Source organism: Desertimonas flava, from assembly GCF_003426815.1.
Taxonomy (GTDB): Bacteria; Actinomycetota; Acidimicrobiia; order Acidimicrobiales; family Ilumatobacteraceae; genus Desertimonas; species Desertimonas flava.
Window position 1 is genome coordinate 70,556 of record NZ_QKYK01000005.1, and the last position, 13,210, is coordinate 83,765.

A 13,210-nucleotide genomic window follows, 5' to 3' on the forward strand; every position below is an offset into this window, starting at 1 on the left:
AGCGGCGAGTCGGGCCGGCGCAGCAGTTCGATCTCGTCGATCCCCGAGGCTGCGGTCGAGCCGTCCGCAGACCGCGACGTCAGGCACGAACGAGATCGGCCCCGAATGTCCGGCGCACCGCCGCCGACGAGGGATTCTCGAGCATGTCGTCGAGCGGCGCGTCGAGGAGGCAGAGGTCGGTGCGTTCCCCCGACGCGATGCGCCGGAGCCGCGTCGGATGGTCGGCCGTACCGAGGAAGAGGTCCAGGGCGCGGCGAGCAGTCACCCGTTCGCCGGGACCGAGGAGGTTCCCCCGTCTCGTCCGGCGAGCGGACGCGGCGGCGATGGCCCGCCACGGGTCGGGGTGACCGAACGGCGGATCGGTGCCTCCGGCAACGGCGATGCCGGCGTCGAGCAGCGAGCGCAGGCGCCACAGGTCGGGCAGGTCCGCGGGCTCCACGTCGGTCAGGTACTCGTCGCCACGCTCGGCCACAAGGTTCGGCTGCGTCACCACGAGCAGTCCGGCGTCGCGGATGTCACCGAACAGTTCAGGCGGGATCACCGCGCCGTGCTCGATGCGATCACCGGGGTGCACCCCCGCGACTCTCCACGCGGCGAGTGCGACGACGAGGCCGACGCGGGTCACACAGTGGATCGCGACCGGGCGGCCGCGCGCGTGACCGGCAACGATGCGGGCCGCGAGATCATCGAGGTCGGGCGCCTGGTGCTCGGTGGGAAGGATCTTCACCGGGCCGCGCGGCACGGCTGGCAGGACATCGTCGGGGAGGTCCGGACCGCCGGTGATCGTCACTCGCACGGGGAAGCCGGGATCGGCCGCCGGCGCCAGGGCGGTGAGATCGTCGCCGGCGGCAGACGGCGTCATGTCGGTGACCCCGGTCACGCCATACCCCGCGAGCTCGCGCCCCACGGCGGCGATGTCGATCGGCGTTCGGGCAACACGATCGCGCAACCAGGCGTCGAGCCCGAAGAGCCGCCCGGTGGGCCGTCCGCCGGCGTCGCGTTCGACGCCGGCGTGTTCGAGGGCGCCGACTCCGGTTGTCGCCATCGCGGCCGTGTTGAGCACCCACATCTGGCCGCTTCGGTGCTGCACACGGATCGGGACATCCCCTCCGGCCAGACGGTCGAGCAGGTCCGCATCGAGGTGGCCGGCAACCGATTCGTGGTAGCCGAACCCGCGGATCCAGCCCGGGCGACCGGCCGCCGCTTGACGCAGGGCCTCGGTGAAGCCGTGCCGGTCGATCACGTCGGGAGGGCCGACGGGCACGGACGCGCGCGCGGCCGCCAGCGCCGCGAGGTGGACGTGGTGATCGTGGAGCCCGGGAATGAGCTCTCCACCCGCAGCATCGACGACGGCGTCGGCCGCGAGGGCGGCGACGCGCTGGCGCCCGTGTCCGGCGCCGACATGGACCACCGTGCCGTCCCGCCAGAGGACGTGGGACACGCGGCCCTCCACCAACGCGTCGACGATGGCGAACGTCGCGGTCATGTGTCGATCCCCATCGACTCGAGGACGGCAGCGGTGTCACGACCGAGACATCCGGCGTTCCCATGGGACCCGGCAACGAGCGTCGGCGGGCGTGCCGGATCACTCCTGGCGGCGGGCCACGGGCGGCCGGCAGGCTCACGAGCCTCTGCCGCGACCCTGGCAAGGGCGACGTCGACGAGCCAGCGACCGCCGGTGGCTGCGAGGTGGGCGACGGTCGCCGCCGTCGTCAGCCCGGTCAGGGGATCGGCGACGGCGTCACCGACGAACCGCGGCTCCCGATCGGCGCGGGCAGACGTCCAGCCGACGAGCCCGCCGGCGGCGGCGGTGTCGTCGCCGAATCCGACACGCAGGGCCGCAGGCTCGGCGCGACCGTGTGACGTGATCGACACCCAGATCCTCGGTCCCGCCGCCAGCAGAGCCGGCGCGTCGATTCCCATCTGGCGCAGCGCGCGGGGCCGGGACCCCTCGATGACGACGTCGGCGCGAGCGAGCAGTGCGGCGAGGCGAGCGCGACCGGCGGATGCCGCGAGGGGCAGCGCCACCGATTGGGAGCGTCGGTTGAGCAGGTCGTAGAAGCCTGCCGTCGCCCGAGCGCCGTCCGGGCGGGTCGTGCTCTCAACCTTGACGACGCGGGCGCCGAGCCGGGCGAGGAGATCACCAGCGAGCGGCGCGGCCCAGAGCGACCCGAGGTTCACCACCGTCATCCCGGCGAGCGGCCGGGCCGTCGCCGATCCGGCCGGATGGAGCAGCACCCCCCGGCGACCCGCCACCTCCCCGACGCGTGAACACGGAATGCCGAGCAGGGCTGCGCGTTCGACCAGCTCGCCGGCGTCGCGATGCTCGGCTGCCGCGGCGACGTCGGCCCAGGGGTTCGCAGGATCCTCGACCGGGCTTGCGAGCCAGGCCGGCACGCTGGCGCGATCCTCCTCCCGGGCGAGCGAGACCGCCAGCCAGCCATCCCGCGAGCGGACGAATCTCGTCGCCCCGCCACAGCTCGTCAGCCCGGCCGCCGGACCGATCTGCAGAGCATCGGCCCGGGATGCCAGGATTCCCACACCGCGGGCCGGGTACTCGTCGGCCAGCGCCGCACCACGCCGGTCGAGGTACTCCACGAGGTCCAGAGTGGTCCGCACCAGCCGTACCGGAACACCGACGGCCGGATCGGTCAGCCACTGCGCTCCTGACGCCGCCCAGAGGTCGGTGGTGTCGACGTCGCGTCGCTCCGGGCCGGCGCGCCATGGAGGATCCAACCACCTCGGCACGCCGCCATCATTGCTCGCCGAGGCAACCCCGTACGATTCTGTGATCGCCCACCACGAGCTCGACCCGACCGGCTACCGGCAGTTCATCCGATCGCCCTTCGTCGATGAAGTCCTCGCCGGCACCGATGCAGTCTCGCTCGTCGTCGTCCGGCCGGCCGGTCCCGGAACCTCGACTCTTCCCCCGCCGGGGAGCCTGCCCGTGGTGGTCGCATGGATCGGCGACCGTCTCGGAGGAGTCGGCCCCGCTGAGGCGGACGTGGTCGTCGGCGAGTCGGACGTCGACCAGCTCGTCCGGAGCGTGACGACCCACCCACTCGCCGCGGTGACGTTGGCCGTCCTCCTCCGGGCGGTCGAACAGTGCGATCTCGACACCGGGCTGGCGCTCGAGTCGACGGCCTACTCGCTCCTGCAGGGCGGTCCGGAGTTCGCCGCGTGGCGCGCCGCAACGACGACCACCCTCGGCCCGTCGAGTGCGCCAGTCGTGCTCACCGACCGCTCGGGCACCGAGCTCGCCATCACGCTGAACCGCCCAGAGCGCCACAACGCGATCGACGCCCACCTGCGAGACGAGCTGTCGGCCGCGCTGGCCGTCGCGATCGCCGATCCGACCATCGAGACGGTGCGGCTCGATGGTCGCGGCCCCTCGTTCTGCAGTGGTGGGGACCTCGCCGAGTTCGGCAGCCGCAGCGATCCGGTCGAGGCACACCTCGTCCGCCTGGCCCGTAGCCCGGCCCGCCAGATCGCCCGCCTCGGCAACGTCACGGCGTACCTGCACGGCGCGGCGTTCGGCGGCGGCATCGAGATGGCCGCGTTCGCCCGACGAGTGGTCGCCCACCGGGCGACACGCATCGCCCTGCCGGAGATCGCGCTCGGACTCATCCCCGGCGCCGGAGGCACGGTCAGCCTCACCCGCCGCTGCGGCCGTCAACGCACCGCCGCGCTCGCCCTCACGGGTCGCGAGATCGACGCCGAGACCGCGCTCGACTGGGGACTCGTGGACGAGCTCACCTGAGTCGCCGATCCGCGACGCGTCCGGAGCGGATGGTGGCGCCTGAACTCGGCCGCGACCGGGCGGTCAGGCCATCATCGACGCATGCCTGTGAGCCTCGACGATCTGCAGACCCTTCGCTACGAACTGCACGATCCGGGCGACACCGGGGTTGCCGTCGTGACGCTCGATCGCCCCGAGTCCCGCAATGCGCAGAACAAGCGGATGACCTACGAGCTGAACGCCTGCTTCGACGACGCGTCACGACGCACCGACGTCAAGGTGATCGTGCTGCAGGCCGACGGGCCCCACTTCTCCAGTGGCCACGACCTCCGGGACCAGGAGTCGCAGCGAGAGTTCGATCTCGTCTCGACCAGCGGTGGGTTCTCCCGCGAGGGCCAAGAGGGGCACATGGCGTGGGAGGAGGAGGTGTACTTCCAGATGTGCTGGCGGTGGCGGAACATACCGAAGCCCGTGATCGCCGCCGCCCAGGGCAAGACGATCGCCGGTGGCCTGATGCTCCTGTGGATCGCCGACATCATCATCGCGGCCGACGACGCCCAGTTCTCCGATCCCGTGGTCGCCATGGGCGTCAACGGTGTCGAGTACTTCGCCCATCCGTGGGAGTTCGGCGCCCGTCGCGCCAAGGAGCTCCTCTTCACCGGCGACTTCATCGGTGCCGACGACGCACTGCGACTCGGCATGGTGAACCATGTGGTGCCGCGAGCCGAGCTCCACCGGTTCACGCTGGACCTCGCCGCACGCATCGCGACCCGGCCGGGATTCGCCCTCAAGCTCGCCAAGGAGAGCGTCAACCAGACACTCGAGGCCCAAGGTCAGTGGAATGCACTGAGGGCGGCCTTCTCGCTGCAGCACCTGGCCCACGCGCACAACCGGATCCGCTTCGGCGTCCCGGTTGATCCAGGCGACCGCCAGTAATTCCTCATGATGATAACCTCATCGAGGCAACCGGCGCGCGCCGGACGACCGACTCGAGGAGCTCAACATGACCCAGACGGACGACCGCCACACCACCGTCGACCTTTCCGCCTATCCGATCTCCGAGGCGACGGCACACCGCTTGCGCACGATGACCATCGGTCACGTGATCGACGGCGTCGTCGTCGGACCAGGATCGTCGGGCACGCTCCCTGTGTACGACCCGTCGACCGGTCGGGCCGTCGCGTCGATGGCCGTCGCCGGCCCTTCCGAGGTCGAGGCAGCGATCGCATCGGCCCGCCAGGCGTTCGAGGACGGCCGATGGCAGTTCCTCGACCCGCTCGACAAGGAACGCCGCCTCCGTGAGCTCTCGCGCCTCATCGCCGTCCATGCCGAGGAGCTCGCCGAGCTCGACGTCATCGACGGCGGCATCCTGAGGGTCTACTCCGGATTCATCGCCAAGTTCGCCGTCGACGGCGTCGACTACTACAGCGGCTGGCCGACGAAGCTCCAGGGTTCGATCCCGGCAACCCCGGGCGACATCGTGGTGCGAGCGACCCGCGAACCGGTCGGTGTGGTCGGGCTGATCATGCCGTGGAACGGCCCCAGCGCCGTCGTCGTGGCCGTCGCCGCCGCTCTCGCGGCCGGCAACAGCGTGATCCTCAAGCCCGCCGAGCAGACGCCGATCACCGCCGTCCGCCTCGCCGAGCTGGCGCTCGAAGCGGGCATTCCACCGGGGGTCTTCAACGTCCTGCAGGGGACGGGCGATGTCGCCGGCGCCGGCCTCGTCGCCCACCCCGACGTCGACACGATCGCGTTCACCGGCTCGGTCGACACCGGTCGACGGATCCAAGCCGCGGCCGCGGCGAGGGTGAAGCGCGTCTCGCTCGAGCTCGGCGGCAAGAGTGCCCACATCGTGTTCGAAGATGCCGACCTGGACGCAGCAGCCGACGCCACCGCTGCCGCTGTCTGGGGCAACTCGGGGCAGGTGTGCACGGCCGGGTCGCGCGTCCTCGTCCAGCGCTCCGTCCACGACCGCTTGCTGGAGCGGATCATCGATCGTTCCAAGGGCCTGACCATCGGCAACGCGTTCGACCCGACGGCCCAGATCGGCCCACTGATCTCGGCGGATCAGCTCGATCGCGTCGCCGGCTACGTGACGATCGGCCGCGACGAAGGAGCCGAGCTCGTCCTCGGCGGGTCGCGCATCGGCGACGCCGGCTACTTCCACGAGCCGACCATCTTCGCCGGGGTCGACAACTCGATGCGGATCGCCCGCGAGGAGATCTTCGGCCCTGTCATGTCGGTGATCCCGTTCGACTCCGAGGACGACGCGGTCCGCGTCGCCAACGACTCGGAGTTCGGGCTGGCGGCCGGGGTGTGGACGCAGGACGTGTCCCGGGCCCATCGCGTGCCTCGTCGTCTGAAGGCCGGCACGGTGTGGGTCAACACCTACCAGGCCGTCTATCCGTCGGTCCCCTACGGCGGAGTGAAGCAGTCCGGACACGGCCGCAACCTCGGCGCCGAGTCCCTTGACGACTTCCTACAGACCAAGAGCGTCTGGACTCGCATCGGCGCCGAGCCGTGACGTCACCGGTCTCCACCACGACGGCCGGCTTGCGCAGTTCCTCATGAGGAACTAGCGTCGCTTGCGGCCGGGATACGGCTGGGGACGACACAGCGGAGGGGGCTCCACATGCTCGATGAACGACTCGACGACGAGCCAGGCGGCGGCCGGCGGGATGTCGGCACGTGCCCCGTCAAGCACTTCACGGTCTTCGACGACGTGGCCGCCGGGCACTACTGGGCCGCGACAGGCGAGCTGCGCGAGGAGACCCCCGCCTTCTTCAACGACCACGCGCAGGGGTACTGGGTCGTCACCCGCCACGACGCGGTCAAGGACCTCTACCAGCGGACCGACCTCTTCTCCAGCGAGTCGTTCACCGCGTGGGAGCCCAACCCTCCGTATCGGTTCGTGCCGACGCAGATCGACCCGCCCGAGCACATCAAGTACCGCCAGCTGCTCAATCCGAAGTTCTCGCCGGGAGCTGTCGGCCGGGCCGAGGGACCGGCGCGAGAGATCGCCGAACGGCTGATCTCGCAGATCGCACCGTCGGGCCGGTGTGACTTCGTCGCCGACTTCGCCATCCGCTTCCCGACCGAGGTCTTCCTGACCGTCATCGGGCTGCCCCCGGCCGATGCCGACCTGCTCGTCCCGTGGGTGGAGGACTTCTTCCTCGGCCTCAACGGAGCCGAGGACAAGGTCGGCGGCATGGTGGCGGCCCTCGAGGGGATACGCGGCTACTTCGTCGATCTCCTCGCCCAACGGCGCGAGACGCCTGCCGACCCCGAGACCGACCTCATCCAGCACCTGCTCGAGTCCGAGGTCGATGGCGAGCCGCTCTCGGACACCGTGCTGCTCGACATGTGCACCGTGCTCGTCCTCGCCGGACTCGACACGACACGCGGCCAGCTCGGCTACCTCTTCCAGTTCCTCGCCGAGCGGCCCGACGTGCGCCAGCAGATCGTCGACGATCCCTCGCTGATCCCTGCGTGCGTGGAGGAGTCGCTCCGCCTCCACTCGATCACGATCGCCGACGCCCGGAAGGCGACCAAGGACGCCGAGTTCCACGGGTGCCCGGTGCGCGCCGGCGACATGGTGATGGGCCTCGTCGCCGCCGCCAACCGGGATCCGCGCCACTACGAGTCGCCCGACGAGTTCCGGCTCGACCGCAAGGGGAACCACCACTTCGGCTTCGCCGGCGGCCCACACCGCTGCCTCGGCGCCCACCTCGCCCGGCGCGAGATGATCGTCGCCGTCGAGGCGTGGCACGCCGCCATCCCGCACTACGAGATCGACGAGGGGGCCGAGCTCAGAGAGCGCGGCGGTCAGCTGACGCTGATCTCCCTTCCACTCCACTGGACACCCGCCGAGGGGGACGAACCATGAAGCTGTTCATCGACGCCGATGTCTGCACCGGCCACGGGCGCTGTTACACGCTCGCGCCGACGCTGCTCACCTACGACGACGAGGGATTCGTGACCGAACGAGGCGCCCCGCTCGACGTCCCGTCCGGCCTGGAGGGCGAGGCCCGCGAGGCCGCGCTCAGCTGCCCGGAGGGCGCCATCACCGTGCAGGACTGACGTGCCTGGCGGGCGGCTGCCCGCCCGCTCACTTCCACTCGATGGGGCCGTCGAGGTCGCCCTCCCAATGGTCACGGTAGATGGGGAGGAGATGGGCGATGTGCGCAGCCATCGCATCCCGTGCGGCGGGACCGTCGCCGTCGATGATCGCTTCGGCGATCGCCTCATGGTCGTCGTCGATCAGGCCGCGGATCTGGAACGGGTCGATCTGGAGAAGAACATGGGTTCGGATGATGTCGCCGACGGCGCCGAGGATCAGGCCGAGCACGCGGTTGCCGGCCAGGTCGTTGACGTCGAAGTGCAGCGTGTTCGAGTGGGCGGTGTAGGCGGCCCGCTCGCCGCCGTCGTGGAACTCGTGGGTGTGGGTGTCGAGCGCCGAGATGACCGCGGCGCGATCGGGGTGGCGAGCCGCCAGTTCGGCGGCGACGGGCTCGAGCGTGTGCCACGCGTCGAGCAGCTCGTCGTAGGTCGCTCCGGCGAGCTGGAAGTACAGCGTCATGGTCCTGGCGAGGTTGGCCGACTGCGCCTCGCCCACCATCGGCCCGCCCTGCGGGCCGCGCCGGATGGTCACGATCCCCTGGGCCTCGAGCAGACGGAGCGCCTCGCGCAGCGACTCGCGGCTCACCTGGTAGTGCTCGAGCATCTCCCCCTCGAGAGGCAGGCGATCACCGCTCCGGAGGCCGCTGCCGACGATGCTCTTGACGATCGCGAAGGCGACCACCTCGCTCGTCTTCCACACCGTGCGCGGAAGGCCCGGCGCGTTGACCCGCCTCGCCTCGCTCCCCTGAGCGTCGGTCCCGACCTCCGGATGCTGCGCTCTGGACACGGTGCTCCTCCCTACCGATAGCGACCTTAGTTCATCATGATGATCCGGTTGACATCTCTTTATCATGATGAATACACTCTGGCCGAGGCAGAAGGCTCCGATCGGGTTTCGCCCCGCGAGACAGACCGAGGAGTGGTGAGATCGCCCCGATCTCCATCAAGTGAACTGCCACTGACGTACGGGGGTCCGTCATCCATGAACGACAATGCGGCGGTCAAACGGGCTCCCGCCTTGCAGATCATCGGGTTGAGCAAGACATTCCCCGGGCAGCGGGCGCTCGACGACGTCGACCTGACCGTCGCGGCCGGTGAGATCCACGCCCTCGTGGGCCAGAACGGGTCCGGCAAGTCGACGGTCGTCAAGGTCGTCGCCGGGTACCACGCACCCGACGCCGGCGCGACGGCGACGGTCGACGGGGTCGAGTTCGAGCTGGGCTCGGCTCCAGCCGCCCTCGCCGCTGGGCTGCGGTTCGTCCACCAGGACCTCGGCCTCGTCGAATCGATGACGGTGTCGGACAACTTCAAGATGATGCAGGCGCAGCGGCGGCTGACCCCGCTGAGGCGGCGCGACGACCGCATCGCTGCCGGAGCGGCGCTGAGGGAGCTCGGCTACGACATCGACCCCGCAGCGGTGGTGGCCGATCTCGCCGAGTCCGAGCGCACCGCCGTCGCCGTCGCCCGGGCGCTCGACGGCGCCGACGAGGCGGCCACATTCCCCCTTCTCGTCCTCGACGAGGCGACGGCCGCTTTGCCGGGTCCCGAGGTCCAGCGGCTGTTCCGCGCCCTGCGCCGCATCGCCGAGCGGGGTACCGCGATCCTGTTCATCTCGCACTACCTCGACGAGGTGCTCGGCATCGCCGACGTCGTCACCGTCCTGCGCGACGGCCGCAAGGTGACCACCACCGCGACCGACGGCGTCAGCCACGAACGGCTCGCCAACCTCATGCTCGGTCGCGAGCTCGTCGCCGATGCGGCGGCCAACACGCGCGTCACCAGCGGTCCGGCGGGTGCCAAGCCGGTGCTCGTCGCCCGCGGAGTGGGCGGCGCCGACCTGCTCCCCATCGACCTCGACGTCGCGCCAGGCGAGGTGCTCGGGGTCGCCGGACTGACCGGTTCAGGGCGCGACGAGCTCGCCTCGCTGCTCGGCGGGCGCCTACCGCGGGTTGGCGAGCTGACCGTGAACGACACCATCGTTGCGCCGATGGCTCCGCACAAGGCGATCGACGCCGGGCTCTGCTACGTGCCGGCGGACCGCGGCAACGACGCGCTGTTCCGCATGGAATCGGTGCGGAACAACCTGACGATCTCCGACCTCTCCCCGTTCTGGTCGCGGGGCCGGCTCCAGAGTGGCGACGAGCAGGCCCACGCCAAGGTCTGGATCGAGGAGCTCGACATCAAGCCGGCGCGCAGCGACATCGTGGTCGGCGAACTATCGGGAGGCAATCAGCAAAAGGTCGTGATGGCCCGCTGGTTCCGGTGCTCCCCCAAGGTCCTCGTGCTCGACGAACCGACCCAGGGCGTCGACGTGGGCTCGAAGGCCGACATCTACCGCATCGTCGACCTGGCCACCGATCGCGGCACGGCGACGATCGTGTGCTCGTCCGACAGCGCCGAGCTCGAGCGGCTGTGCTCACGGGTCCTCGTGCTGCACCGCGGCGCGGTCGTCGCCGAGCTCCAGGGGACCGACGTGACCGCCGAGCGGATCGAAGAGATCCAGCTCCTTCCCGACTCGACCCTGCAACGGCCCGCCGCCCGACAAGGAGCCCTCCAATGACCACCGTCGTCACCGCCGTCGAGGCGCCGTCGAGGCGCCGGCTGCCGTCGCTTCCCGGCCTCGGCAAGGCGAGCGTCCTCTACCTGTTCGCGCTGATCTTCGTCATCTTCAGCCTGTGGATCCCCGAGACGTTCCTCACGCACTCCACGTTCAAGCTGGTCCTCGGGGACCAGGTCGTGATCGGCATCCTCGGACTCGCCGTCCTCGTGCCGCTCATCGCCGGCACGTTCGACCTGTCCGTGGGGGCGATGCTCGCCTTCGGCCTCGTCATCGTCAGCTGGTTCCAGGCCGAGACCGGCGTCAACCCGATCATCGCCGTCCTGCTGTCCCTCCTGGCGTGCGCGGCCGTCGGCTTCGTGTCCGGCCTGATCGTGGTCAAGCTGCGCGTCAACTCGTTCATCGCCACGCTCGGCATGAGCCAGGTGCTCACCGCCGCCACGCTCTACATCTCCAGCAACCGCCAGATCGTCGGGGTCTTCTCGAGCGGGTATCTCAGCTTCGGGCGGCGCCAGCCGTTCGGGATCCCGATCGTCGTCTTCTACCTCGTCGCGTTGGCGCTCGTCATCTGGTATGTCATCGAGTGCACCCCGCTCGGGCGGCATCTCCAGGCCACCGGTGCCAACCCCGAAGCGGCCCGCCTGGCCGGTGTGCGCACCGACCGCATCGTGTGGGGATCGCTCGTCGCGTCGGCCACGGTCGCCGGCTTCGCCGGGGTCGTGTACGGCGCCAAGGTCGGATCGTTCTCCAACACGTTCGGCCCGCCCCTGCTGTTCCCCGCCTTCGCAGCCGTGTTCTTCGGCTCGACGCAGTTCAAGAACCGCGCCAACGTGTGGGGCACCCTCATCGCCGTGTACACGCTGGCCTTCGGCGTGAAGGGCCTGCAGCTCGCGTTCGAGAGCGGCGTCTACTGGATCACTCCGGTCTTCAACGGTCTCGCCCTGCTCGTCGCCGTGTCGCTGGCGAGCCGCAAGGCGATTCCCAGGCTGCGCCCGGCCCAGCGCGCCGAGCCGGAACCGACCGCCACCGGGCCCGACGCCGGACCGGCCGCCACGATCACGTCGGCCGACGCGGCCGAACGGTCCCCCCAGCCCACGCCGTGACCCGTCACGGCGTGGGTACCACCACGCCCGGAACCTTCCGGGACAGACAAACCGCCGGCGATCCACCGGCACCAAGGGAGAGATCCATGAAGCGATACGTGTCCATGGCCGCGGCGGGCCTCCTCGCCGCCGGCTTCGCCGCAGCCGGAACTGCCTCGGCTGGTTCCGAACCGTCCGGTGATCCGGCGGCCGACGCCGAGGCCGCCGCCGAGCGGGTGGCGCCGTACCTCGAGCCGGTGACCGAGATCCCCGTCACCGAGCCGCTCGACGCGGTGCCCGAGCCCGGGCGCAAGGTGTACTGGCTGGAGGGCAACATCCAGTCGATCCTGCCGATCACCGGCGGGTTCGAGGCTGCGACGGCAGCCCTCGGCTGGGACCTCACCACCATCACGTACGACCCGGCCGATCCGCAAGGACCCAATGCGGCCATGCAGCAGGCCGTGGACGCCGGTGCCGACTACATCGCCATCTCCGGACAACCGGTGTCAGCCATCGAGCAGGCGCTGGCCGCGGCGAAGGCAGCCGAGATCCCGGTCTTCGCGATGTTCGGCGAGAACGTGTCCGATCCCGAGACGGGGATCGTCGGCGTGGTCGGCGGGCTCGACCTCACGGCCGACAACGCCGAGCGCCTCGGCGACTTCATGATCGCCGAGTCGGGGGGCGAGGCCGACATCCTCATCGTCAACGTCCCCGACTTCACGATCCTCGCCTATGCCGAAGAAGTCCTCACCACCCACCTCGACGAGAACTGTGGCGCCTGTGAGTACGAGACGCTGGAGGGCACGATCTCGGACATGGCCTCGGGTGCGCTGTCTGGTCAGATCGTGTCGTACCTCCAGACCCACCCGGAGACGACGGACATCTACCTCGCCATCGGCGATATGGCCCTCGGCCTGCCCGAGTCGATCGAGGCCGCCGGCATCGACACCGATGCCCGGATCCTTGGCGGTGTGCCCAACGTCGACCAGATCCAGTCGTTGATCGACGGAACCACCGATGCCTGGATGACGCTGCCGCGCGTGTCGGCCGCGTGGCAGATGGTGGACGGGATGGCTCGCTACGACCTCGGGATGGACGTGTCGGTCTCCGAGGCGGTTCCGATGCGACCGATCTACACCCCGGACAACGTCCCCTCGCCCGCCGAGGACTACGCCGGCGTCGAAGGCTACGAGGACCAGTGGAAGGCCCTGTGGGGAGTCGAGTGAGCCCGACGGACACCGACACGGCGATCGCCCAGCTCCTCGAGCGACAGGCCATCGTCGACCTCCTGCTGCGGTACGCGTCGACGATCGACACGAAGGACTACGTCACGTTGCGGTCGTTGTTCTGCGAGGACATCCACGGGCGCTACGGCGACGAGGTGGTGGACGGAGCCGACAACCTGCTCGCGTGGATCGACTCGAAGACCGCCGACGTGACGTGGCAGCACCACTACCTGAACGTGTACCACGTCGACTTCGTGAGTGACACCGAGGCCAAGACGCTGACCTATCACACGTCGCATCAGACGAAGGCCGACGCGCCGAACACGTGCGTGAAGATCGTCGCCCGGTATCACGACACGGTTCGCAAGGTGGACGGCGTGTGGAAGATCGCCGACAAGTACATGGAGGTGGGCTGGGTCGACTCGTCGACCGTCGAGCCACCATCCTGACGACGACGTCGGGAGTCGGGAGGACACGGCCGGTCCGG

At 70.0% G+C, this 13,210-nt stretch carries 12 protein-coding genes; 9 read left to right on the plus strand and 3 right to left on the minus strand.

Features of this window, described 5'->3' with window-relative positions; translation table 11 throughout:
* Positions 1-79 precede the first annotated feature (79 nt).
* Complete coding sequence (locus DN771_RS08265; protein ID WP_116996889.1) at positions 80-1,486, minus strand: amidohydrolase family protein; 1,407 nt, start codon at positions 1,484-1,486, stop codon at positions 80-82.
* The gene (locus DN771_RS08270) at positions 1,483-2,748 is read right to left on the minus strand and encodes a CoA transferase (RefSeq protein ID WP_162941705.1); all 1,266 of its coding nucleotides are present in this window, start codon (positions 2,746-2,748) and stop codon (positions 1,483-1,485) included. Before DN771_RS08270 ends, DN771_RS08265 begins: the two co-directional genes overlap by 4 nt.
* A gap of 40 nt (positions 2,749-2,788) precedes the next feature.
* On the opposite strand from DN771_RS08270, the gene DN771_RS08275 reads away from it, so the two are divergent.
* From DN771_RS08275 to DN771_RS08295, 5 genes are all read left to right on the plus strand, one after another.
* Positions 2,789-3,760, plus strand: coding sequence for an enoyl-CoA hydratase/isomerase family protein (locus tag DN771_RS08275; protein ID WP_162941706.1), 972 nt, complete (start codon positions 2,789-2,791; stop codon positions 3,758-3,760).
* A gap of 81 nt (positions 3,761-3,841) precedes the next feature.
* Positions 3,842-4,675, plus strand: a complete 834-nt coding sequence (locus DN771_RS08280; RefSeq protein WP_116996892.1) for an enoyl-CoA hydratase — start codon at positions 3,842-3,844, stop codon at positions 4,673-4,675.
* Between the two features lie 67 nt (positions 4,676-4,742).
* A complete protein-coding gene (locus DN771_RS08285) occupies positions 4,743-6,263 on the plus strand; it encodes an aldehyde dehydrogenase family protein (RefSeq protein WP_116996893.1) in 1,521 nt (506 codons plus the stop codon).
* A gap of 108 nt (positions 6,264-6,371) precedes the next feature.
* Entirely contained in the window at positions 6,372-7,625 is a 1,254-nt protein-coding gene (locus tag DN771_RS08290) for a cytochrome P450 (RefSeq protein ID WP_116996894.1), read from the plus strand.
* Positions 7,622-7,819, plus strand: coding sequence for a ferredoxin (locus DN771_RS08295; RefSeq protein ID WP_116996895.1), 198 nt, complete (start codon positions 7,622-7,624; stop codon positions 7,817-7,819). Before DN771_RS08290 ends, DN771_RS08295 begins: the two co-directional genes overlap by 4 nt.
* A gap of 28 nt (positions 7,820-7,847) precedes the next feature.
* Here the strand turns inward: DN771_RS08295 and DN771_RS08300 are convergent, their stop codons facing one another.
* Positions 7,848-8,645 (minus strand): FadR/GntR family transcriptional regulator, encoded by a 798-nt coding sequence (locus tag DN771_RS08300; protein WP_162941707.1) that lies wholly within the window; start codon positions 8,643-8,645, stop codon positions 7,848-7,850.
* A 195-nt stretch (positions 8,646-8,840) separates the two neighbouring features.
* Between DN771_RS08300 and DN771_RS08305 the strand changes: the two genes are divergently transcribed.
* The 4 genes from DN771_RS08305 (at position 8,841) to DN771_RS08320 (ending at position 13,172) form a co-directional block, all read left to right on the plus strand.
* Positions 8,841-10,418: a sugar ABC transporter ATP-binding protein gene (locus tag DN771_RS08305; RefSeq protein ID WP_116996897.1), complete on the plus strand. Its 1,578-nt coding sequence runs from the start codon at positions 8,841-8,843 to the stop codon at positions 10,416-10,418.
* Entirely contained in the window at positions 10,415-11,518 is a 1,104-nt protein-coding gene (locus DN771_RS08310; protein WP_116996898.1) for an ABC transporter permease, read from the plus strand. The genes DN771_RS08305 and DN771_RS08310 overlap by 4 nt, the downstream gene beginning before the upstream one ends.
* Before the next feature lie 86 nt (positions 11,519-11,604).
* Positions 11,605-12,723 (plus strand): sugar ABC transporter substrate-binding protein, encoded by a 1,119-nt coding sequence (locus tag DN771_RS08315; RefSeq protein ID WP_116996899.1) that lies wholly within the window; start codon positions 11,605-11,607, stop codon positions 12,721-12,723.
* On the plus strand, positions 12,720-13,172 hold the full coding sequence (locus DN771_RS08320) for a nuclear transport factor 2 family protein (RefSeq protein WP_162941708.1): 453 nt from the start codon (positions 12,720-12,722) through the stop codon (positions 13,170-13,172). The genes DN771_RS08315 and DN771_RS08320 overlap by 4 nt, the downstream gene beginning before the upstream one ends.
* The last annotated feature ends 38 nt before the right edge of the window (positions 13,173-13,210 follow it).